Source organism: Bradyrhizobium sp. UFLA03-84, from assembly GCF_002289535.1.
Classification (GTDB): domain Bacteria; phylum Pseudomonadota; class Alphaproteobacteria; order Rhizobiales; family Xanthobacteraceae; genus Bradyrhizobium; species Bradyrhizobium viridifuturi.
This window is the reverse complement of the sequence record NZ_NSJY01000014.1, coordinates 640766-661885: the sequence shown is the minus strand read 5'-3', so window position 1 is coordinate 661885 and position 21120 is coordinate 640766. Positions and strand designations below refer to the sequence as shown.

The following is a 21120-nucleotide window of genomic DNA, read 5'->3' as shown; positions in this document are numbered from 1 at the left end:
TTCACCCCATACCGGCACACCCGAAGGATGTTCATTTCGGAGCCGGTATCGTGAAGATTGTCGCAAAGTCGCTTCTCGCCCTGTTCACCGTGGTCGGCGCAGCCGGCCTTGGCCACGCCCAGACGCCCAAGGGCAAGACTGCGCCCGCACCGGTTCCGGCCGCCGCTCCCGCCGCGCCTCAAGGCGATGCATCCGGCAACAATACCGGCTGGGTCGCGCGCTGCACCAGCGCGAGCCGCGACGCGCCGCTCGAATGCGCGATGGAACAGACCGCGGTTCTCACCAAGACCGGCCAGCTCATCGTGCTGGTCAATATCCGCGTTCCCGGCGACACCCGCACCCCGGTTGCGCTGATCCAGCTGCCGCTCGGCCTGAACCTGCCGGCCGGCGCCAAGCTGCAGGTCGACGACGGCAAGGCGGTCGACGTGCCGATCCAGACCTGCGAAGCGCGCGGCTGCTACATCAATGCGCCGATCGCGGCCGACGTCCTGACCCAGTTGAAATCGGGCAAGCAGCTCAAGATCGCGTTCCAGAATCTCGGCAAGGAAACCATCAGCATCCCGATGCCGCTCGCCGACTTCGCGACGGTCTACGACAAGATCAAGTAAGGTTGCTACTGCCGCGCCATCTGCGCGGTCCCGACGCCATCACCATCGAGCTTCTGGTCGTCACGCATGACGACCGTCACCTGCAAGAGCTTGCCGGTGAATTCGAACGGCGCTGCATAGTGCGAGACCGGGCTGCCGGGATCGCGTCCGATGTCGAGCCCGGACCACGAGATGAAATTGTGGAAGCCGAGCTGGGTCTGCATCGATCCCGCAGGCTCACCATCGATCGTCAGCGTGTATTCGGTGACGCCAGTCCGCGCGCCCTTGGCCGGCGCCTCCCCGCGCAGCAACCGCTCGACATGGACGCCGAGCCGGTGCGCGCCCGCAGGCACCTTGCGGCTGGATGTCACGAGCTCATGGCCGCCGCCGACATTCAGATCGTGCACCAGAAAGCCATCCTTGATGTACAGGCTATAGCCCGAGGTGGCGTCGCCATGCGCGATCAGCACGCCGCTCGCGCCGTCGGCGATCTCGACATGCGCCTCGATAGTGTAGCTGCGGCTGCGGACATCGGGCGCGACGTCGGTCGGCACGTGCCCCATGCCGGCATGAAACGTAAACCTGGTCCGTGCGCCATGAAAGCGCGCCGCGTTCTCGGCAAAGCGCGGACCGAAACGATCGTCGAGCGGCAGCACGTTGTGCGCCTCGGCCTCGCTCCACCACAGTTTTGTCATCTGCTCCAGACGCTCGGGTTCCTTCGTTGCGAGGTCATCGACCTCGGAGAAGTCGCGGTCGAGATGATAGAGCTCCCACTTGTCGTTCTCGAACGGCGTGCCGGAGGGATGAAACGACACCGCCTTCCAGCCGTCCTTCCAGAGCCCGCGATGGCCGAACATCTCGAAATATTGCGCCGATGCCTTCGACGGTGCCGAGGCGTCGTCGATCGAGCGCGCGAAGCTCTCGCCTTCGAGCGGCATTTGCGGACAACCCGCGATCTCCCCCGGCGCGGAGATGCCGATCAGATCGAGCAGCGTCGGCGTCAGGTCGCAGGCGTGCACAAATTGATGGCGCAGTTCGCCCCTCGCCTTGATCCGCTTCGGCCAGCTCATCACGAAGGGATCGCGGATGCCGCCGCCATGGGTGTTCTGCTTGTAGCGCCGCAGCGGCGTGTTCGAGGCCATCGCCCAGCCGTGCGGAAAATTGGAGTGGGTATCGGGCCCGCCGATATCGTCGATCCGCTGCAATTTCACCGGCAGCGGCTCGGGCCGGAAATTGTATGGTCCCATCGCATTGACGAATCCGAGCGGCCCGCCCTCCTGGCTTGCGCCGTTGTCGGACATCACGATGATCAGCGTGTTGTCGCGAATGCCGGCCTTGTCGAGGAAGGCAATCAGCCGCGCCAGATGCTGGTCGGCATGATCCAGCATGCCGGCATAGGCCGCCTGCAACCGCGTGAAGACGCGTTGCTCGTCGGCGGAATGCTCGTCCCACGCTTTCACGCCGTCGTTTCGCGCCGGCATCCTGGTGGCTTCCGGCACCAGCCCCATCGCCTTCTGCCGCGCCATCCGCAGTTCGCGCTCGATGTCCCAGCCGTGGGCAAAGGTTGCGTCATAGCTCCTGATGAGATCGGCCGGCGCCTGATGCGGCGCGTGGCAGGCGCCGGGTGCAAGCCAGGTTAGCCACGGCAGGTCGGGACGATCGGCCAGATGATCGGCGATGAAGCGGATCGACTGGTCGACCAGATCGGCTGTCAGATGATAGCCGGTCTCGAAAGTGCCCGGAGGATTGATCTGCGTGTTGTCGGACACCAGCTCCGGCGCATATTGATCGGTCTCCGCGTCGAGGAAGCCGTAGAAGCGATCGAAGCCGCGGCCGAGCGGCCAGCCGTCGAACGGCCCCGTGGCGCCGCTCTCGGTCAGCGGCGTGACGTGCCACTTGCCGACCATGTAGTTGCGATAGCCGTGCGGCCGCAACATCTCGGCAAGCGTCCCCGCCTCGCGCGCGATCTTGCCGCGATAGCCCGGATAGCCGGAATCGAAATTGGCGAGGCAGCCGACGCCGACCGAATGGTGGTTGCGCCCGGTGAGCAGCGCCGCGCGCGTGGTCGAGCACATCGCGGTGGTGTGGAAGCCGCTGTAGCGCAGGCCTTCGGCGGCGAGCCGGTCGATGGTCGGCGTCCGGATCGGTGAGCCGTAGCAGCCGAAATCGGAGAAGCCGACATCGTCGAACAGCACGACGAGGATGTTCGGCGCGCCGGCCGGCGGCTGACGTGCATCGGGCCACCACGGCTTCGAGGTCGCAACCGTCTTGCCGATGCTGCCGCCGAACGGCGGCCGGCGATGCTCGCTCATGGCGCTCTCCCTGTCCTCGCCGCGGCTGACCCGCTGCACGGTTCCGGCACGGTGCGGCCGGATTGCCTGAAATGATAATCCGAATTATGATTATGAAAACCAGGAGACGCAAGCGCAAATGCCGCGGCTTTCAGCCCAGTTCGACCTTCCCGGCGTCACCCCCTCGCGCCAGAAGCGCAGCCGCGAGACGACGCTGGCGCTGCTCGAGGCGGGCGCCGAACTATTGCGGACGAGAAGCCTCGCCGAGTTGTCGATCGAAGCCCTGTGTACCAAGGTCGGCGCCACCGTCGGCGCCTTCTACAGCCGCTTCGAGAACAAGGAAGCTTATTTCAACGCGCTGATCGCGCTGGCGGCGCAGGACGGCGCGCGCCACCTCGCCCGGATGGACAATCCCGCCGGCGATGTCGCGCTCGACGACCGCTGCCGACTCGTCGTGTCGGGTGTCGTCGGCTGGATCCGCGCCCATGAAGGCGTGCTGCGCGCCGCGCTCCAGCACGACGGCACCAGGCCGGACAAGTGGACCCCCTTCAAGGGCCTCGCGCGCGCGACCACCGAGCACGCCACCCCGCTGCTGCTGCCGGCGATGGGCAAGGGCCGCAAGGCAGCGAAGACCGGCGCCATTGCCTTCGGCTTCCAGGTCGTGCTCGGCACGCTGGTCAACGCGATCCTCAACGATCCCGGGCCGCTGTCGCTGCGCGACAGGGAGATCGAGCGGCGGCTGGCGGGCTGCCTTGCGCTGCTGCTGAAGGAGGAGATGAGATAGCGCGCCGCGGGCCTCTGCCGGCCGCTATCGCTCGCGCTTGTAGAGAAACGCGTTGTCCGGCTGCGGCATGCCGATCGACTTGTAGAATCCCATCGAGTCCGGCGCCGACAGCAACAGGCACATCGATTCAGGTCCGGCGAGGCGCCGCGTTTCCGCAATCAGGCGCTTGCCGATGCCGTGCCCCTGATGCGCCAGATCGACCGCAAGGTCCGACAGATAGCAGCAATAAGCGAAATCGGTCAGCGCGCGCGAGACGCCGACGAGCCGCTGCGCCTTGCGCGCCGTCACGATCAGGTTGGCATTGGCGATCATGCGCGCCATCCGCTCGGTATCCGCCAGCGGGCGCCGTTCGCCGAGGCCCGATTGGCGCAGCACCTCGATGAACTCGTCGATGCCAATCGACGCCTCGCGCGCATAAACAATCTCGTCCATCAGCTTAAACCTCTGTCGCAACACCCAGGACCACGCGCGCGAGACCATGGTGGAATACGTCGCTCTAATCCACCCTGGATGCCGTGATGGCAGCCACTGCTTCGCGGCGGGTCGGCAGCAGGCTGCTAGAGGCAATCATCGGAATTTGGGACGATGGCTTCGCCATCGGGCGCAGATTGGCTGGGGAACCTGGATTCGAACCAAGACAAACAGAGTCAGAGTCTGTTGTGCTACCGTTACACCATTCCCCAAGAAGTGTCCGTGGTATCAACAGCTTAGCTGGATGACTGGACATCTCGGTGCAGCGGGTTCGCCTGCCAAATCAGCGCCCGCGCGCGAGCGACCTTCTACCCGCTTGGTCCCACGCTTGGCAAGCATTGATGGCGTGGAATGGGCGCGAAAGTTGTCGGCCGATCAGCCGTCGGCCAAGGGTGTTACATTTCGGCGAGTACTCCAAGGAGCAGCTCAGGACGGGCTGCAAGCAAGGCTCCAAGGCCAAATCCGATGGTGCCGAGCGTGATGGCACCGATCCAGCCATGCCACACCCATCCAAGGACCGCGCCCATCAGAGTTGCCGCGCCAACCACGATAACGGTCCAAATCACCCGAACTACAGCAACCAGCGCCTTGATCATCGCGATTCACGGCCTAACACGCGCCCGACGCCTTCGACGCAACGTGAACGCCGCGTTTCCTGCTTCTCCGAGGGCTCAATTTTGAGTCGGCGCCGCGAGCGGCACGTTCAACTTCGGCGGCATGACGCGCCCTGACACAACGCCGCACCGCCGCGTGGCCACGGCGGTGCAGGAGACTGAACAGAAGGCAGTCGGCGGAGTGTCCTGTCGGCCGGGCGTCAGTACAGCCCGCCCGTCCCTGACCGCATCACGGCGCGATCCGCGTCCGGCGGAATTGCCTGCTGGGTGCCGTCGATCACATCGGTGCCGGCGACCAGCGTCGGATCATAGTATGGCGGCGCCTGGCCCGGCTTGAAGGCTTCGAGCACCACGCCCCGGTTCTGACCAGGCGTGGCGCGCAGGCCGGTCTTGGCGTCGACCAGCACCAAGCGGATGCCGACCGGCTGCTTGAACGGGGTGGCGGGCTTGTCGGCCAGCGCGAGCTTCAGGAAGTCGCGCGCGATCGGCGCCGCGGTGTGGCCGGCCTGCGCGTTGCGGCCGAGCGAGCGCGGCTTGTCGTAGCCGACATAGAGACCGACCACGAGGTCCGGCGAGAAGCCGACGAACCAGAGGTCCTTGGCCTCATTCGAGGTACCGGTCTTGCCGGCGAGCGGCTTGCCGACCTCCTTCAGCGCGGTGCCGGTACCGGCCTGGATCACGCCCTCCATCAGCGAGGTGATCTGATAGGCGGTCATCGCGTCGAGCACCCGCTCGCGGCGGTCGACGAGCTGCGGCTCCGGCTGGTTCTTCCAGCCCTCCGGCGCGTCGCAGCCGCGGCATTCGCGCTGGTCGTGCCTGAAGATGGTGTGGCCGTAGCGATCCTGGATGCGGTCGATCAGAGTCGGCTTCACGCGGACGCCGCCATTGGCGATCATCGAATAGGCCGTGGCCATCCGCATCACCGTGGTCTCGCCGGCCCCGAGCGCGTAGGCGAGATAGTTCGGCAGCTCGTCATAGACGCCGAAGCGCTTGGCGTACTCACCGATCACAGGCATGCCGATTTCCTGCGCGAGGCGCACGGTCACGGTGTTGAGCGACAGGCGGAGCGCGTTGCGCAGCGTGACCTGGCCCAGATACTTGCCGGTGGAGAAGTTCTCCGGCCGCCAGATATTGCCCTGGCCCTGGTCGATCTCGATCGGACCGTCGATCATCATGGTCGAGCCGGTGTAGCCGTTGTCGAGCGCCGTCGAATAGACGATCGGCTTGAAAGTCGAGCCGGGCTGCCGGTAGGCCTGCGTCGCGCGGTTGAACTGGCTCTGATCGAACGAGAAGCCGCCGACCATCGCGAGCACACGGCCGGTGTGCGGATCCATCGCCACCATCGCGCCCGACAATTCGGGAATCTGGCGCAGCCGGTACTGGCCCTCGACGGGCTTGCCGTCCTTAGTGAACAGCGGATCGGCGTAGATCACGTCGCCGGGCTGCAGCACCTGCGCCACCGAGGTCGGCGTCTTGCCCTTGTACGGGCCGGACGTTGCCCGCGCCCATCGCACGCCTTCCAGCGTCACGATGCCGGTCTCGCGCTGCTTGCTGATGGCGCCGCCGAGCTCGCGGCCCGGCTGGAAACCGATTCGCGCCGACTGGTCGTTGCTCTCCAGCACCACCGCCATCCGCCATGGCGAGATGTCCGAGAGCGACTTGATCTCGGCCAGCGGCACGCCCCAATCGGCCGACAGATCGAGCTTCTGGATCGCGCCGCGATAGCCCTGCTGCTCGTCATAGTTCACGAGGCCGGCCACCATCGCCTTGCGCGCCATCACCTGGATCTTGGGATCCAGCGTCGTGCGCACCGACAGGCCGCCTTCATAGAGCTTCTTCTCGCCATAGCGTTCGAAGATGTCGCGGCGGACTTCTTCCGAGAAGTATTCGCCGGCGAAGGTGTGCGCGCCGCTGCTGCGGTTGGTGACGGTCAGCGGATCCTTGCGCGCCTTGTCGGCGTCGGCAGCAGTGATCCAACCGTTCTCCTGCAGGCGGTCGATCACATAGTTGCGGCGCTCGACGGCGCGCGCATGGTTGCGCACCGGATGCAGGCTGGCCGGCATTTTCGGCAGCGCTGCCAGATAGGCCGCTTCGGCAACGGTCAGTTCATTGACGGACTTGTCGAAGTAGACCAGCGAGGCCGCCGCGATGCCATAGGCGCCGAGGCCGAGATAGATTTCGTTGAGATAGAGCTCGAGGATCTTGTCCTTGGAATAGGCCCGCTCGATTCGCATCGCCAGCAGGGCTTCCTTGATCTTGCGGCTGAACGACACCTCGTTGGTCAGAAGGAAGTTCTTGGCGACCTGCTGGGTGATCGTCGAAGCACCCTGCGGACGGCGGTTGGAACCGAAGTTCTGGATGTAGGCGACGCCGGCGCGCGCCATGCCGGTGTAGTCGACGCCGCCGTGCTCGTAGAAATTCTTGTCCTCGGCCGCGAGGAACGCGTTGATCACGAGTTTCGGCACCGCCTGGATCGGCAGATAGAGCCGGCGCTCCTTGGCGAACTCGCCCAGCAGCGATCCATCCGCCGCGTGCACGCGGGTCATCACCGGCGGCTCGTAGTTCTGGAGCTGCGAGTAGTCGGGCAGGTCCTTGGAAAAATGCCAGAACAGCCCTGCGACCGCGGCCAGACCGGCCAGGAACAGGATGGTCCCTGCGGTGAACAGGAACCCGAAGAACCGCAACAGAAATTTCATCGACCAGATTTTCCGTGGCGAATACGTCGCTCGTTCTGAGGGCGCTGCGTGCCACTTAGGCCGCCCGGTATATCGGTCGCACCATGGACCTGCAATTCAACACGGGAGAATTAAAGCGTGCCAGACGTCAAACTTATGCCATAGAGCCCGGCTCGCGCGCACAGCCAAATCAGCGGTCCCCATCCCAGGCGGAATGCTCCGCAGGACTGCGTCGGCCTCCCGCCTCCCCGCGCCGATTCGCCCGCCCGTGCGCCGAACGCGCTCCAGCCGGCAATCGCTCCGCTTGCGCGGTGAGCGCGTCGCGAAAGGAAAGCGCAGGTCCGGCCCACTGCTTCCACTACCCCGTTGCCGTTACAGGTACGACACCATCATAAACCGGTGGACAGTGCCGGCCGGCCGATCCGATTAACGGCCCATTAACTATAACTACCGCAAGTTGTTGGTATACACGCGACTCGCGAGGGGCTGACTTGCATGGCACTGCGCGGTTTTAAACGGCCGTTTGCCGTCGACCCGAACATCGTTGGATTTCCGAAACCACCCACATCGGCGATGGGCACCGAGGCCCTAGACCTCGTCTATCAGGCGGCGGATCTGTTCCGCAGCATCGAAGACAGGGCCCGCGCCGGCGAGGCCCGCGCCGAGGCCGCCGAACAGGCCCAGCTCGAAATCATCGCCGCGACCGAGCGCAAGCTGAGGGACGCGTCCCGGGCGCTCGAAGAGGCGCGACGGCGCATCGAGTCCCAGCAGGAGCAGCTCGATGCGGCCGAATACCGCGCCCAGGCCGCCGAAGCCGAGGCCCGCGAAGCCAAGCAATCGCTGGCCCTGATCGAAGATGCGATCCGCCGGCGCTTGCTGCTGACCAGCGGGCACGACGACGGCAGATCGGGCGCCGTCGCCTGAGCCGAGATCGATCCGGCGGCAGCAGGCCCTGCCGCCGCTGAGCGATCGCACGACGGCAATCAGTAGCCGGCCGCCAGCCCTGAATTGCGGCGCGGATCATTCGCGCCATAGAAGCGGTTGTTGCCGACCGGCTCGCCGCCGAGCGACGGTGCGCCGATGATGATCACCGCGAGATGGTTGGCCGGCTGCGGCGGGCCGAATTTGTGGCCCATCCCTTCCAGCATCTTCCGCGTATCCGGCGACAGCGTGTAATTCTCGAGGTTGGTGGCCTCCGGAAGCCACTGCTGGTGGAAGCGCGGCATGTCCACGGCCTCCTGCGCGTTCATGCCGTAGTCGATGGCGTTGACCATCGTCAGCAGCACCGCCGTGATGATGCGGCTGCCGCCGGGCGTGCCCACTACCATGACCGGCTTGCCATCCCTGGTGACGATGGTCGGGCTCATCGAGGACAGCGGGCGCTTGCCCGGCACGATCGAATTGGCCTCGCCCTGCACCAGACCATACAGATTCGGCACGCCCACCTTGGCGGTGAAGTCATCCATCTCGTCGTTGAGCAGCACGCCGGTCTTGGCCGCGGTCACCTTGGCGCCGAACCAATCGTTGAGCGTGTAGGTGACCGACACCGCGTTGCCGTCCTTGTCGGCGATCGAATAATGCGTGGTGTTGCTGCCCTCATGCGGCGGAACGCCGGGCTTGATCTCCTTGGACACGCCGGCCTTGGTCGGGTCGATCACGGCACGGACCTTGGCGGCGTAATTCTTGTCGAGCAGCCGCTCGAGCGGATTCTTCACGAAGTCGGGGTCGCCCAGATAGCTGTTGCGATCGACATAGGCGTGGCGCATCGCTTCGATCTGGTAATGCACCGCCTGCGCGGAGTGATAGCCCAGATCCTTCAGCGGATAGCCCTCGAGGATGTTCAATATCTCGCAGATCACGACGCCGCCCGAGCTTGGCGGCGGCGCCGAGACCACGTGGTAGCCACGATAGTCGCATTCGACCGGCGCGAGCTCGCGAACCTTGTAGTTGTCGAGGTCCTCCTGGGTGAGCAGGCCCTTGCCGGCCTGGCTCGAGGCGACGATCGCCGCCCCTACCCAGCCCTTGTAGAAACCATCGGTGCCGCGCTTGCTGATTTCGCGTAGCGTCTCGGCGAGCTCGTGCTGCGTCAGCCGCTCGCCGACCTGGAACGGCTTGCCATTGTTGAGGAAGATCGCGGCCGAGGCCGGATCCTCCTGAAAATCCTTGGTCGCGGTCTGGAACATGCTGATGTCGCCCTGATCCAGCACGAAGCCGTCCTCGGCGAGTTGCAGCGCCGGCGCGATCACGTCCGCGCGCTTCATCGTGCCGTACTTCTCGCGCGCATATTCCATGCCGGCCACCGAGCCTGGCACGCCGACGGCGAGGTGCCCCTTGGTTGAGAGGCCTGCGATGACGTTGCCGTCCTTGTCGAGATACATGTTGGCGGTGGCACCCTTCGGCGCCGTTTCGCGGAAATCCAGGAAGGTCTTGCGGCCGTCGGCAAGCTGGATGGTCATGAACCCGCCACCACCGAGATTGCCGGCGGCGGGATAGACCACCGCAAGCGCGTAACCGACCGCAACCGCCGCGTCGACCGCGTTGCCGCCCCGCTTCAACACCTCGATGCCGACCTGCGTTGCGAGATGCTGCGCCGAGACCACCATGCCGTTCTCGGCGGCGACCGGCGCCACCGACGCCGCGCGCGCGGGAGCAGCCGATGCGAGGCCGATCGAAACCATCGCGGCGGCGATCCACCGCGCGCGCATCGTTGAATTTTGCATGGAAGCCTCCCGGGACCTGCGCCGACTATCGCGGCTTAACGACCTTAGCGCGCGAACCTAGCAGGCCGCTCGCATGCGCACTATAGGCCCTCGCCGCGCATCCGCAGCCGGCTGTGGCGTCTGCCGTAGGCCGCATAGATCGCCAGCCCGATCACGAGCCACACCGCGAGCCTGATCCAGGTGTCGAGCGGCAGGCCGAACATCAGGAACAGCGAGGTTCCGGCGGCAGCCGGGGCCACCAGCCAGATCGCCGGCGCCTTGAACGGGCGCGGCAATTGCGGATCGCGCACGCGCAGCACCAGCGTTCCGATCGAGACCACGGTGAATGCGAACAGCGTGCCGATCGAAACGAGCTCGCCGACCAGTCCGATCGGCAGCAGGCCGCCGAGAATGGCAGCGACGGTGCCGGCGAAGATGGTCGAGACATGGGGGGTTTGGAAGCGCGGGTGGATCTTTGCGGCAAAGCCCGGCAGCAGCCCGTCATGCGCCATGGCGCGGAAGATCCGCGGCTGCGCCAGCAGCATGATGAGGATCACCGACGTCAGCCCGAACAGGATGCCGAGCTTGATGAAGGGACCGAGCCAGCCGATGCCAACCGCATCGATGCCGACGGCGATCGGATCCGGCACGCTGAGCTTGTCATACGGCACGATGCCGGTCAGCACGAAGCCGACCGCGACATAGAGCGCGGCGCAGATCACGAGCGAGCCGAGGATGCCGATCGGCATGTCGCGCGCCGGCGTCTTCGCCTCCTGCGCTGCGGTCGAGATCGCATCGAAGCCGATATAGGCGAAGAACACCACCGCCGCGCCGCGGACCACGCCGGACCAGCCGAATGCGCCGGGACCGGCATTCGGCGGGATCAGCGCGCCCTCCGGATTACCCGCCGTCACCCAGTTCGCCAGCGATACCGAGGAGGCTGCGGCGGCGAGAAACAACGCGATGACGACGAGCTTGACCACGACGACGAAGCCGGTGAAGCGCGCGGACTCGCGAATGCCGACCACGAGCAGTGCGGTGACGAACGCAATGATCGCCATCGCCGGGATGTTGATGACCGCGCCGGTCGACGACCAGGCCCCGGTGTTGGTGTCGTAGGCGAGCGGCGCCGAGGTGAATTGCTGCGGCAGATTGATGCCGAAATCACGCATGAAGCTGACGAAATAGCCGGACCATCCGACCGAGACCGCGATCGCGCCGACGGCATATTCGAGGATCAGGTCCCAGCCGATGATCCAGGCGATCAATTCGCCGAGCGTGGCATAAGCGTAAGTATAGGCGCTGCCGGAGATCGGCACGGTCGACGACATCTCGGCGTAGCACAGGCCGGCAAAGGCGCAGGCGACCGCACCGAGCATGAAGGAGAGCGTGACGGCGGGGCCGGCATTGGCTGCGGCCGCGTGCCCCGTCAGCACGAAAATGCCGGCGCCGATGATGCCGCCGATGCCGAGCGTGACCAGCTGCAACGCCGAGAGCGAGCGTTTGAAGGCCGGCGTCTCCGCGTCGCCGTCGGCGCGTGCCGCCTCCCGCAACAGCTCGGAGGTCGATTTTCGATCCCAGAAACCGCTCAGGGTGTCCGTCACGCCTGATGCCCTCCGCCGCACGGCCCGATGCGATCGACGGATTATAGCGCGGGCAACGTCCGATCGTTCGAGCGCCGGGCAATTGCCGGCGCCCTTATCCACCGCCAAGAACGGCGGTCAAGCGCGGTACGTTGCCTATCGGCAGGAATGGCGGCGGCCATCGCGGCCAAGGTAAGTGCCGGACGCCGGATCGAACGAACGGTAGCGTGCGCAGGACGAGGATGGCGCCGGCGGCACGGCGCCGTAGGCGTTCGCGGGGTTGCCGCTGCGTTGTGCTGCCGCCTGCGCCTCACCCCATGGTGTGAGCGCACCGCCGTTGATCGCGCTGCGCCCGGGATTCTGCGCGTCAAAAAGGGCCGGCTCCGAAATCTGGGCCGACACCGGCGTGAATGTCATTCCCACCAGCAGCACAGCGGCTGCAACGGCCCTGAGTCCGGCCATCTGACCTCTCCGATGCATCAATTGAAAGTTGCCCTGGGGCGGCAGGAAGGCCCTGTGCCCATATCTGATGTGGTGACGATCAAATTCGGGGCACAGAGGCAGGAAGTCACAATGCTGCGAGGCGCCCTCCGTGGGGCATGACCACTGCGGTTCGCGACAAACGTCTCGCAGCTCAGTGATTATGCACGTCGGGCCGCGGGTCGGAGACGAACCCATCGCGGTTCGGCATCTTGACGGCGGCGAGCGACTTGGCGTCGAGCACGGCATTGGCGGGGACGACGCCGTTGAGGCTGAGGATGTAGGCGGACACCGCGTAGACGTCCTCATTGCTCAGCGACTGCGGTGCGTTCTGCGGCATCGCGCGCCTGATGTAGTCGAACAGGGTCGGGGCATAGGGCCAGTAGCTGCCGACGGTTCGGATCGGCTTTGGGCTTGCCAGCGTGCCCTGTCCGCCGACCAGACGATCGCCGACGCCGCCCTGCCCGTTGTCGCCGTGGCATGTCGCACATTGCTCGGCGAACACAGCGCGGCCGCGCTCGGCGCTGCCACTGCCCGGCGGCAGGTTGGAGCCGTCGCGGCCGATATCGATATTCCAGCCGGCGATCTCGGCGGGCGTTACCGGACGCCCGATGCCAAAGCGATCCTCGGCCTGCGCAGCGGCCGCGAGCATCGCGATCGCCCCTACCAGAAACGCTGCCTTGAGGTTACGCCTGGGCATTCGTCACCTCACCATTCGCACCGATGCGCCAGGGCCAGATCGCGTTGTTGTGGTAGAACGAATTGAGACCACGCACCTTGACCAATTCCGCCAGCGTCGGCTGCACGTAGCCGGTCTCGTCGATGGCGCGGCTCTGTATCACGACGGGCGTGCCGTCCCAGTGCCATGGCAAGCGGAAGCGGGTCAGCGCGCGCGTCAGCACCGGCTCCTGGAGCTCCGCCTGCTGCCAGCTCTTGCCCTCGTCGAGCGAGATCTCGACGCTCTTGATCTTGCCGTGGCCGCTCCAGGCGATCCCGGTGATCTCGTGGAAGCCGTGCGTGGTCAGCTTCTGCCCGCCCGACGGCCGCGTGATGATCGACTTGGCCTCCATGTAGAAGGTGAATTCGCGCGACGTGCCGTCGGGCATCGGGTCTGTATATTTCGAGGTCTCCTCGCGCGAATAGGCCGGCTCGGCTGTGACCTTGAGGCGGCGCAGCCATTTCACGTTCATGTTGCCCTCGAAGCCGGGCAGCAACAGGCGCAGCGGATAGCCCTGCTGCGGACGCAGCCGCTCGCCGTTCTGGCTGTAGACCAGCATGGCGTCGTCGAGGCACTTCTCGATCGGGATCGAGCGCGTCAGCGCGGCGGCATCGGCGCCTTCGGCAACAATCCACTTGGCACCTGCCTGCAGGCCCGCTTCGTCCAGCACCGTCTTCAGCGGCACGCCGGTCCATTCCGCGCAGCTCAGGAGGCCGACGAGGTCGGACGCCGTCTTGCCGTAGGGCTTGGTGTAGATCGGATTGCCGGAGCATTCGAGGAAATGGATGCGCGACTGCGACGGAAAGCGCCTTATGTCCTCCATCGTGAACACCAGCGGGCGATCGACCATGCCGTGCAGCATCAGCCGGTGCTCGGCCGGATCGATGGTCGGCACGCCGCCATGGTGGCGTTCGTAGAACAGACCGTTCGGGGTGATGATGCCGTCAAGCTCCTGCAACGGCGTGCGGCCCGATGCGGAGATATATTGCGGCAGCGCCTTCGAGATGTTCTTGACGACGCCCTTCTCGTAAGCCGATGGCGTGCCGTAGGGCTGGCTTCCCATCGGGTCGCCGGGCGCTTTCATCCATTCCGGCACGTTGGGCGGAAGATTCTTCCCCTGTTGGGCAAGCGCAGGAGAACCGGCAACTCCCGCCATCGCGGAGCCTCCGGCCAGTGCCGCACCCGCCTGAAGAAATCGCCTGCGAGACGCCTCTCGCACGCGCTTGTCCGTCGTGTGTTCGCTCATCGACGTTTTCCTCTGACGTTACCAGAGCATGATCCGGAAAAGCACGAAGCGGCTTTCCGAGAAGACCATGCCAGGACAACAAGGCGCGATGACGATTCATCGTGCTTTGGTGCAGCCTAACACCAAACGCCCGAGGCGAGGCAATGATCGCGCGTGCATGGCCGCACCGACGGCGCGTGATGGCCGTGGCTCACCGGGCTTCGCTTGCGCGGCCGCTCAGATCCGTTCGCCGGGCAATTGACTGGCCTGCTTCACCCAGGCGGTGAACTGGGCTTCGTCGAGCTGGTCGTTCTCGTGGATGTTGAGGTAGCGCGTGTGCTGCTGCTTGGACTCGCCCGGCGGTACGGGACGTAGCAATGCGCCGCGAAAAAACGCCACCTTGATGTAGCGCGTGAAGACATGGATGCCGAGGAACCAGCCTTCGCCTGCCACGCCGTAAAGTGGCGAGTTCCATTTCACTGCCTTGTGCACGCCGGGGATGGTCCGCACAATGAGCTCGTCAAGCCTGCGTCCGACCTCGCTCTTCCACCCCGGCATCGCCGCGATATAGGCTTGCACGGGCGCGTCACCAACTCCCTTCGCGATCTGCGGATTGCCGCCCGCGAGCAGGCGCGGCTTTGCGCCCGCGCGCGTCGCGGCTCGCTTCTTTGCGCTCTTCGCCGACCTCTTGGACGTCTTGCCAACCATTGTCCTGTTTCCAGCGGTCCACGTGCCGCGCACTTGCGCAGCGCTCACCCTCTCGACCCGGATCATATGGTTGTGCGTCGATGTTGTCGTCAGGGACCGCGCCTGTGCGTGGCGGCCTATCGACGCGCGCGATCGGTCGTTTTTGCCGCAGTCCGGCGCCTAGTCGATCACCGGTGGCGTGCCGTGGGTGTGGAACGACTCGATCGTCTTCAATCCCCACGCCTGGCCCTTCTTGCGCTCCTCCTCGGTCCACACGATCGGTTTCCAGTCCGGCGCCAGGATCAGACGGGCTCCGGCATTGGCGACCTCGACGCGGTTGCCGCCGGGCTCATAGACATAGAGGAAGAAGGTCTGCTGGATCGCGTGCTTGTGCGGGCCGGTCTCGATATGCACCCCATGCTCGAGGAAAATATCGGCGGCCCGCAGGATCTCCTCGCGGCTGTCCAGCGCGTAGGTCACATGATGGAATCGGCCGCGCTTGCCGTAGTGGTCACGCGTGTAGGCGAAGTCGTAGCTCTTGTTCGACATGGTCATCCACATCGCTGCTTCCGTGCCGTCGTTGAGCACGATCTGCTCGGTGGTGCGGCATCCGAGGTAGTTCTCGAAGAACAGGCGATTGGCCCTGATGTCGACCGCGAGGCAGTTGAGGTGGTCGAGCCGGCGGACATTGACGCCGCGGGCCGGAAAGCGCTGCGCCTGGTTCTTTAACGCAGGCTTCAGCCCGGCCGGCGCCTCGTACCATTCGGTCTCGTAATAGAGCTCGATGATATGGCCGTCGGGATCGCGGCAGCGGAATGCCGGCCCCTGCCCCATGTCGCCGTCGATCCAGCCGATGTCGAAGCCCGAGCCCTTCAGCGCGGCGACGCGGCGCTCGAGTGCCTGCGGGCTGCGCGCCCGCAGCGCCATGTGCTCCATGCCAGAGGTCTTCGATGCGGTCAGCTTCAGCGAATAGCGCTCATAGTCGTCCCAGCCACGCAGATAGACCGACTCGCCCTGTCGGCCGCTGACCGTCATGCCCATCACATCGACGAAGAACCTCAAGCTCTCGTCCGGTTTCGGCGTCAGCAGCTCCATGTGCCCGAGATGAGCGAGATCGAAGATCGGTTCCGGCTGCATGGGGCGTTCTCCTCGAACGACGCAACCGGCGTCTTATCCGCTCGGGCGAGCGGTGCCGGCGCTATTTGTACCAGTGTACAAAGGATTAGGTCCCGTCAACAAATTATTGGCGCCGGTAATCGCAGCCGCGGGCCGCTAGCAGCGTCCGCGCCTACCCCTTGGACGCCATTACCGGCGCCGCATCATGCGGCCGGGACATGGTCGCCGACACCGTCAGCGCGACGGCAAGCGCACATACCATGCAGAGCTTCATCCGCGCCGTGCGGCGGTCGGTCATCGGCAGGAAGAAGAAGAACGCGATCGCCAGAACGAGAAGCGCATTCACGAGATAGTACATGGCAGGGCCCTCTTGTTGCGTCTCAACAAGATGGCCGGCGCCTGCGCGGCATTCCGTGGCCGGAATCACATAGGGAAACCGCCCGCGGTCAGGCGACCGAGACGGCGTCCTCGCGATGCGAGGACAGCAGCCTGCGGATTTCGACGTCCGGCACCGGCCGGCTGAACAGGTAGCCCTGCATCTCGGTGCAGCCGAGAATGCGCAGCAGACTGCGCTGCTGCTCCGTCTCGACGCCCTCGGCGGTGGTCGTCATGTCGCTCGCAGCAGCGATGTTCACGACGGCCTGGACGATCGTGGACGACGCGCCGGTCCCGGCGAGATCCTTGATGAAGGCGCGGTCGATCTTGATCTTGTCGAAGGGAAAGCGCTGCAGATAGCTGAGCGACGAATAGCCGGTGCCGAAATCGTCGAGCGCGATGCGCACGCCCAGGTCGCGCAGCTGATGCAGGATATCGAGCGCGGCCTCGTCGTCGCGGATCAGCACCGCCTCGGTGATCTCAAGCTCAAGCCGTGCGGGCGCGAGCCCCGACGCCGCCAGCGCTGCGGCGACGTTCAGCGCCAGCGCCTGGCTCTTGAACTGGATCGGCGACACGTTGACCGCGACGTGGATATGATCCGGCCAGTTCACGGCCTCCCGGCACGCGGTGTTGAGCACCCAGTGGCCGAGATCATTGATCAGGCCGGTATCCTCGGCGACCGGAATGAAATCCGCCGGCGAGATGGTGCCGCGTTCGGGATGGCGCCAGCGCAGCAGCGCCTCGCAGCAGCTGACCCTGCCGTCCCCGAGATGAAGCAGCGGTTGATAATGCAGCTCGAAGCTGCCCTCGACGATGGCTTGGCGCAGCTCCAGCTCCAGATTGCGCCGCGCCTTGGCGCGCGCGTCCATGCCGGCCTCGAAGAAGCGGTAGGTGCGGCGGCCATCGCTCTTCGCTCCATAGAGCGCAAGGTCGGCGTTGCGCAGCAATTGATCGAGGTCGGTGCCGTCGGCCGGCGCCACCGCGATGCCGATGCTGGCGTCGGTCGTGATCAGGTGTCCGCTGCAATCGATCGGCTGGCGGATCCTCTGGTAGATCGCGGCGAGCAGCTGCATGGTCTGGGTCTGATCGCGGACCGCGGTCTGGATCACGGCAAATTCGTCGCCGCCGAGCCGTGCCGCGACATCGCTCTCTCCGAGGCAGGAGCGCAGGCGGTCGGCGACCGCCGTCAGCAGTTCATCGCCGATCTGATGGCCGAGCGCGTCGTTGACGGCTTTGAACTCGTCGATATCGATATACATGACCGCGAGCTGGTCATCCGGGCCCATCGTCCTCAGCGCCTGTTCGAGGCGCTGGCGGAACAGCACGCGATTGGGCAGATCGGTGAGCGCATCATAATGCGCCATGTAGGCGATCTTGTTCTCGGTTCGCGTCCGCTCGGTGACATCCTCGATGGTCGCCACCCATCCGCCGTCCGGCAGCGGCTTGTTGACGATCTCGATCGCGCGGCCGCCCGGTGCCTCGGTCAGCTGACGCGTCGCCTTGCCCAGCTTCACATTGCGGATGATGGCATCGCAGAACGCGTCGACGTCGCCGTCGAACGAGCCGGTCTCCTGGCGGTGCGCGATCAGCCGCTGCATGGTGCAGCCCGGCTTCGCCACGTCGGGGGAAAGCCCGAACATCTCGATGTAAGGACCGTTGCAGATGATGATGCGCGCCGACGCGTCGTAGAGCACGAGCCCCTGCGGAATGTTGTTCACCGCGGTCATGAGATTGCGGCGCTCGGTGGCGAGCCGAGCGTCGGAGATTTCGTGCCGCTTCAGCAGCAGGAAGACGATCGTGGCCATGATCGCAAACGCCGCCATCAGCAGGCCTTCGCGCTCGCTCCATTGCGCGGTGACGCTTCCGAGCAGGCTGCCGACGAGCAGGCCGGCGCAGAACGCCAGTCCCTTGGTCGAACCGGCGTCGGCATTCCCTGGCGATGAATTGCGATGTTCGATGCGCACGCTGATCTCTCCCGAGCGCGGCATCGTTACGCAGCACAAATGGAAAGGTCGTTACAACTCGCAGTTAGCAATCGGTTACACGATACCTGGAGCCATCGCGCAACACATCGCGCCGAACCCCCGTAAAGCTACGGAGCCGCCGATGCACTCCTCGAAGATGGTGAATCCGGTATTAACAGATAAACCGTGAAACAAACGCTGCTGTGCCGGAAAGCGACGATTTCGCCGCCGATGCGCGCGACCGGGCGCAATCTCGCGGCACGATAGAAACAAATCGTCACCGGGAAGGTGTAGATTTAGCCGATGCCGAACCCGGCCGACTTAACGGTTTTTCCAATCCCGGGCGGGCATATTGGTCCGGACATTTAGATTTCGAGAACGAGCCAGGCTGGAACTGTGACACCTTTCGGACGTGTGATCTCTGTGCGCGGCTCGCAGGCCCGGGTGGGGCTGCTGGCAGGCGGCCAGATGCAACTTTCAGAAATGCGCGCGACCGTCGGCCGGTTCGTCAGCATCCGCTGCGCGACCTCGGTCATCGTCGCCATGATCACCGAGGTGTCGTGCGAAAATCTGCCGGCGTCCGACGAATACATGGCGACCGCATCGGTCGACCTGCTCGGCGAAATCCTCGGCGGCGACCGCCCGAAATTCCAGCGCGGCGTCACCCACTATCCGACCATCGGCGACAGCACCGATCTGATCACCAACCAGGAGCTGCGCACGGTCTATGCACCGAGCGGCTCGGACCAGATCAATGTCGGCACGCTGCAACAGGATCGCTCCGTCATCGCCTATGTCGACGTCGAGGAAATGCTGTCCAAGCACTTCGCGGTGCTCGGCTCGACCGGCGTCGGCAAATCCACCGGCGTGTCGCTGCTGCTGAACGAGATCCTGAAGTCGCGGCCGAACCTGCGCATCTTCCTGCTCGACGTCCACAACGAATACGGCCGCTGCTTCGGCGAGCGCGCGCAGGTGCTCAACCCGCGAAACCTGAAGCTGCCATTCTGGCTGTTCAATTTCGAGGAGATCGTCGACGTGCTGTTCGGCGGCCGGCCCGGCGTGCCCGAAGAGCTCGACATCCTCGCCGAAGTGATCCCGATGGCGAAGGGCATCTACACCCAGTACCAGAACTCCGACCGGGTCGGTCTGGGACTGAAGCGCATCGATCCGAAGCAGGTCGGCTACACCGTCGACACGCCGGTGCCCTATCGCCTCGTCGACCTGATCTCGCTGATCGACGAGCGCATGGGCAAGCTCGAGAACCGCTCCTCGCGCATCATCTATCACAAGCTGATCTCGCGCATCGACGCAGTGCGCAACGATCCGCGCTACGCCTTCATGTTCGACAATGCCAATGTCGGCGGCGATACCATGGCCGAGGTGATCAGCCACCTGTTCCGCCTGCCCGCCAACGGCAAGCCGATGACCATCATGCAGCTTGCCGGCTTCCCCGCCGAAGTCGTCGATTCCGTGGTGTCGGTCCTGTGCCGCATGGCATTCGATTTCGGGCTGTGGAGCGACGGCGTCTCGCCGATGCTGTTCGTCTGCGAGGAAGCGCACCGCTATGCCTCCGCGGACCGCAACATCGGCTTCGGGCCGACCCGCAAGGCGGTGTCGCGCATCGCCAAGGAAGGCCGCAAATACGGCGTCTATCTCGGCCTGATCACCCAGCGTCCGGCCGAACTCGACGCCACCATCATCTCCCAGTGCAACACGCTGTTCACGATGCGGCTTGCCAACGACCGCGACCAGGCGTTGCTGCGCTCGGCGGTGTCGGATGCCGCCGCCAATTTGCTGTCGTTCGTGCCCTCGCTCGGCACCCGCGAAGTGCTGGCGTTCGGCGAAGGCGTCGCGCTGCCGACCCGGCTGCGCTTCAAGGAGGTGCCGCCGCACCAGCTGCCGCGCGGCGAGGCCACCATCGCGACGGTGCCGTCGGTCACCGCCGGCCATGACATGCATTTCGTCAGCGCCGTGCTGGAGCGCTGGCGCGGCGCCACCTCGCATCGCGATTCGCCGAGCGGCGATGCCAATTTCAACGCTCCGCCGCCGGCGCGCACCATGGCGCCCGCCGAGGCACCGATGCTGCAGCCGTCACTCGGTCTCGATCCCGATCGCTTCTCGCTGCTGAAGAAGCCGCTTCGCTAGCCGCATTTCGCCAGGATTCGGCCAAGGCGCCAATGCGCCTTGCGCCCGACCCGTCATCCTCTATGGTTTCCCGTGACGCCGCATCCATGCGGCATGCCGGAACCATCTCATGACGCAGCCGACCGCAAATCGCTTCCCGACGCCCGCTCTGGACAAGCTCCCCGAGGATATCCGCACCCGCATCCTGGCGGTGCAGGAGAAATCCGGCTTCGTGCCGAACGTCTTCCTCACTTTGGCCTACCGGCCCGACGAGTTTCGCGCCTTCTTTGCCTATCATGACGCGCTGATGGAAAAGGACTCCGGCCTCTCCAAGGCCGAGCGCGAGATGATCGTGGTGGCGACCAGCGCTGCCAACCAGTGCCAATATTGCGTGATCGCCCACGGCGCGATCCTGCGCATCCGCGCCAAGAACCCGGAGATCGCCGACCAGATCGCGATCAACTACCGCAAGGCCGACATCACGCCGCGGCAGCGCGCGATGCTCGATTTCGCCATGAAGGTGAGCCGCGCGGCCGAGGAGGTCGCGGAGGCGGACTTCGCCGCGCTGGCCGCCCACGGCTTCAGCAACGACGACGTCTGGGACATCGCCGCGGTGGCGGCGTTCTTCGCGCTCTCGAACCGGCTCGCCAACATCACCGGCATGCGGCCGAACGCCGAGTTCTACATGCTCGGGCGGCAGCCGAAATAGACGACGGCCTGTAGAGGA

At 65.2% G+C, this 21120-nt stretch carries 18 protein-coding genes, 1 tRNA gene and 1 pseudogene; 6 read left to right on the top strand and 14 right to left on the bottom strand.

Going from position 1 to position 21120, the window contains the following annotated elements:
• Positions 1 to 50 precede the first annotated feature (50 nt).
• Positions 51 to 608, top strand: a complete 558-nt coding sequence (locus CK489_RS24635; protein WP_095734123.1) for an invasion associated locus B family protein — start codon at positions 51 to 53, stop codon at positions 606 to 608.
• A 5-nt stretch (positions 609 to 613) separates the two neighbouring features.
• Here the strand turns inward: CK489_RS24635 and CK489_RS24630 are convergent, their stop codons facing one another.
• Positions 614 to 2899, bottom strand: a complete 2286-nt coding sequence (locus CK489_RS24630) for an arylsulfatase (protein ID WP_095734645.1) — start codon at positions 2897 to 2899, stop codon at positions 614 to 616.
• Positions 2900 to 3017: 118 nt separating this feature from the next.
• On the opposite strand from CK489_RS24630, the gene CK489_RS24625 reads away from it, so the two are divergent.
• Positions 3018 to 3662 carry a TetR/AcrR family transcriptional regulator gene (locus tag CK489_RS24625; RefSeq protein WP_095734122.1) on the top strand — a complete coding sequence of 215 codons (645 nt, stop codon included), beginning with the start codon at positions 3018 to 3020 and terminating at the stop codon, positions 3660 to 3662.
• 24 nt (positions 3663 to 3686) lie between these two features.
• Here CK489_RS24625 and CK489_RS24620 read toward each other — a convergent pair whose 3' ends face one another.
• The 4 genes from CK489_RS24620 to CK489_RS24605 all read right to left on the bottom strand — a co-directional run bounded on the left by CK489_RS24620 (position 3687) and on the right by CK489_RS24605 (position 7443).
• Positions 3687 to 4094: a GNAT family N-acetyltransferase gene (locus CK489_RS24620; protein WP_095734121.1), complete on the bottom strand. Its 408-nt coding sequence runs from the start codon at positions 4092 to 4094 to the stop codon at positions 3687 to 3689.
• A 177-nt stretch (positions 4095 to 4271) separates the two neighbouring features.
• Positions 4272 to 4345 (bottom strand) — tRNA-Gln (locus CK489_RS24615).
• A 183-nt stretch (positions 4346 to 4528) separates the two neighbouring features.
• Entirely contained in the window at positions 4529 to 4729 is a 201-nt protein-coding gene (locus CK489_RS24610; protein WP_095734120.1) for a hypothetical protein, read from the bottom strand.
• 218 nt (positions 4730 to 4947) lie between these two features.
• On the bottom strand, positions 4948 to 7443 hold the full coding sequence (locus CK489_RS24605; RefSeq protein WP_050627026.1) for a penicillin-binding protein 1A: 2496 nt from the start codon (positions 7441 to 7443) through the stop codon (positions 4948 to 4950).
• Positions 7444 to 7917: 474 nt separating this feature from the next.
• Between CK489_RS24605 and CK489_RS24600 the strand changes: the two genes are divergently transcribed.
• Positions 7918 to 8346, top strand: coding sequence for a hypothetical protein (locus CK489_RS24600; RefSeq protein WP_244486005.1), 429 nt, complete (start codon positions 7918 to 7920; stop codon positions 8344 to 8346).
• Between the two features lie 59 nt (positions 8347 to 8405).
• Here CK489_RS24600 and ggt read toward each other — a convergent pair whose 3' ends face one another.
• The 9 genes and pseudogenes from ggt to CK489_RS24555 all read right to left on the bottom strand — a co-directional run.
• Entirely contained in the window at positions 8406 to 10142 is a 1737-nt protein-coding gene (gene ggt / locus CK489_RS24595) for a gamma-glutamyltransferase (RefSeq protein WP_198961014.1), read from the bottom strand.
• 80 nt (positions 10143 to 10222) lie between these two features.
• The gene (locus tag CK489_RS24590) at positions 10223 to 11713 is read right to left on the bottom strand and encodes an amino acid permease (protein ID WP_198961050.1); all 1491 of its coding nucleotides are present in this window, start codon (positions 11711 to 11713) and stop codon (positions 10223 to 10225) included.
• A gap of 147 nt (positions 11714 to 11860) precedes the next feature.
• On the bottom strand, positions 11861 to 12166 hold the full coding sequence (locus CK489_RS42350) for a BA14K family protein (RefSeq protein WP_050627029.1): 306 nt from the start codon (positions 12164 to 12166) through the stop codon (positions 11861 to 11863).
• A 172-nt stretch (positions 12167 to 12338) separates the two neighbouring features.
• A complete protein-coding gene (locus CK489_RS24580; protein WP_502694148.1) occupies positions 12339 to 12836 on the bottom strand; it encodes a c-type cytochrome in 498 nt (165 codons plus the stop codon).
• 34 nt (positions 12837 to 12870) lie between these two features.
• Entirely contained in the window at positions 12871 to 14148 is a 1278-nt protein-coding gene (soxC, locus tag CK489_RS24575) for a sulfite dehydrogenase (RefSeq protein WP_095734117.1), read from the bottom strand.
• Positions 14149 to 14364: 216 nt separating this feature from the next.
• On the bottom strand, positions 14365 to 14835 hold the full coding sequence (locus CK489_RS24570; protein ID WP_050627086.1) for a DUF1801 domain-containing protein: 471 nt from the start codon (positions 14833 to 14835) through the stop codon (positions 14365 to 14367).
• A gap of 159 nt (positions 14836 to 14994) precedes the next feature.
• Positions 14995 to 15951: a catechol 2,3-dioxygenase gene (locus tag CK489_RS24565; protein WP_050627032.1), complete on the bottom strand. Its 957-nt coding sequence runs from the start codon at positions 15949 to 15951 to the stop codon at positions 14995 to 14997.
• Between the two features lie 151 nt (positions 15952 to 16102).
• Positions 16103 to 16288 (bottom strand): hypothetical protein, encoded by a 186-nt coding sequence (locus CK489_RS24560; protein ID WP_050627033.1) that lies wholly within the window; start codon positions 16286 to 16288, stop codon positions 16103 to 16105.
• Positions 16289 to 16376: 88 nt separating this feature from the next.
• Positions 16377 to 18152 (bottom strand): annotated as a pseudogene (locus CK489_RS24555) (putative bifunctional diguanylate cyclase/phosphodiesterase); the annotation flags it as partial.
• Between the two features lie 109 nt (positions 18153 to 18261).
• Between CK489_RS24555 and CK489_RS41810 the strand changes: the two are divergent.
• The 3 genes from CK489_RS41810 (at position 18262) to CK489_RS24545 (ending at position 21102) form a co-directional block, all read left to right on the top strand.
• Entirely contained in the window at positions 18262 to 18459 is a 198-nt protein-coding gene (locus tag CK489_RS41810) for a hypothetical protein (RefSeq protein WP_198961061.1), read from the top strand.
• 206 nt (positions 18460 to 18665) lie between these two features.
• The gene (locus CK489_RS24550; RefSeq protein ID WP_095734116.1) at positions 18666 to 20414 is read left to right on the top strand and encodes an ATP-binding protein; all 1749 of its coding nucleotides are present in this window, start codon (positions 18666 to 18668) and stop codon (positions 20412 to 20414) included.
• Between the two features lie 109 nt (positions 20415 to 20523).
• Positions 20524 to 21102: a peroxidase-related enzyme gene (locus CK489_RS24545; RefSeq protein ID WP_050627035.1), complete on the top strand. Its 579-nt coding sequence runs from the start codon at positions 20524 to 20526 to the stop codon at positions 21100 to 21102.
• Positions 21103 to 21120 lie beyond the last annotated feature (18 nt).

Bases quoted from the DNA above. Each gene is read 5' to 3' on its own strand.
- CK489_RS42350 (WP_050627029.1), bottom strand. From the start codon at position 12,166: ATGGCCGGACTCAGGGCCGTTGCAGCCGCTGTGCTGCTGGTGGGAATG.
- CK489_RS24560 (WP_050627033.1), bottom strand. From the start codon at position 16,288: ATGTACTATCTCGTGAATGCGCTTCTCGTTCTGGCGATCGCGTTCTTC.
- CK489_RS24545 (WP_050627035.1), top strand. From the start codon at position 20,524: ATGACGCAGCCGACCGCAAATCGCTTCCCGACGCCCGCTCTGGACAAG.
- CK489_RS24610 (WP_095734120.1), bottom strand. From the start codon at position 4,729: ATGATCAAGGCGCTGGTTGCTGTAGTTCGGGTGATTTGGACCGTTATC.
- CK489_RS24600 (WP_244486005.1), top strand. From the start codon at position 7,918: ATGGCACTGCGCGGTTTTAAACGGCCGTTTGCCGTCGACCCGAACATC.
- CK489_RS24620 (WP_095734121.1), bottom strand. From the start codon at position 4,094: ATGGACGAGATTGTTTATGCGCGCGAGGCGTCGATTGGCATCGACGAG.
- CK489_RS24625 (WP_095734122.1), top strand. From the start codon at position 3,018: ATGCCGCGGCTTTCAGCCCAGTTCGACCTTCCCGGCGTCACCCCCTCG.
- soxC (WP_095734117.1), bottom strand. From the start codon at position 14,148: ATGAGCGAACACACGACGGACAAGCGCGTGCGAGAGGCGTCTCGCAGG.
- CK489_RS24570 (WP_050627086.1), bottom strand. From the start codon at position 14,835: ATGGTTGGCAAGACGTCCAAGAGGTCGGCGAAGAGCGCAAAGAAGCGA.
- CK489_RS24605 (WP_050627026.1), bottom strand. From the start codon at position 7,443: ATGAAATTTCTGTTGCGGTTCTTCGGGTTCCTGTTCACCGCAGGGACC.
- CK489_RS41810 (WP_198961061.1), top strand. From the start codon at position 18,262: ATGCGCACGCTGATCTCTCCCGAGCGCGGCATCGTTACGCAGCACAAA.
- CK489_RS24580 (WP_502694148.1), bottom strand. From the start codon at position 12,836: ATGCTCGCGGCCGCTGCGCAGGCCGAGGATCGCTTTGGCATCGGGCGT.
- CK489_RS24630 (WP_095734645.1), bottom strand. From the start codon at position 2,899: ATGAGCGAGCATCGCCGGCCGCCGTTCGGCGGCAGCATCGGCAAGACG.
- CK489_RS24565 (WP_050627032.1), bottom strand. From the start codon at position 15,951: ATGCAGCCGGAACCGATCTTCGATCTCGCTCATCTCGGGCACATGGAG.
- ggt (WP_198961014.1), bottom strand. From the start codon at position 10,142: ATGCAAAATTCAACGATGCGCGCGCGGTGGATCGCCGCCGCGATGGTT.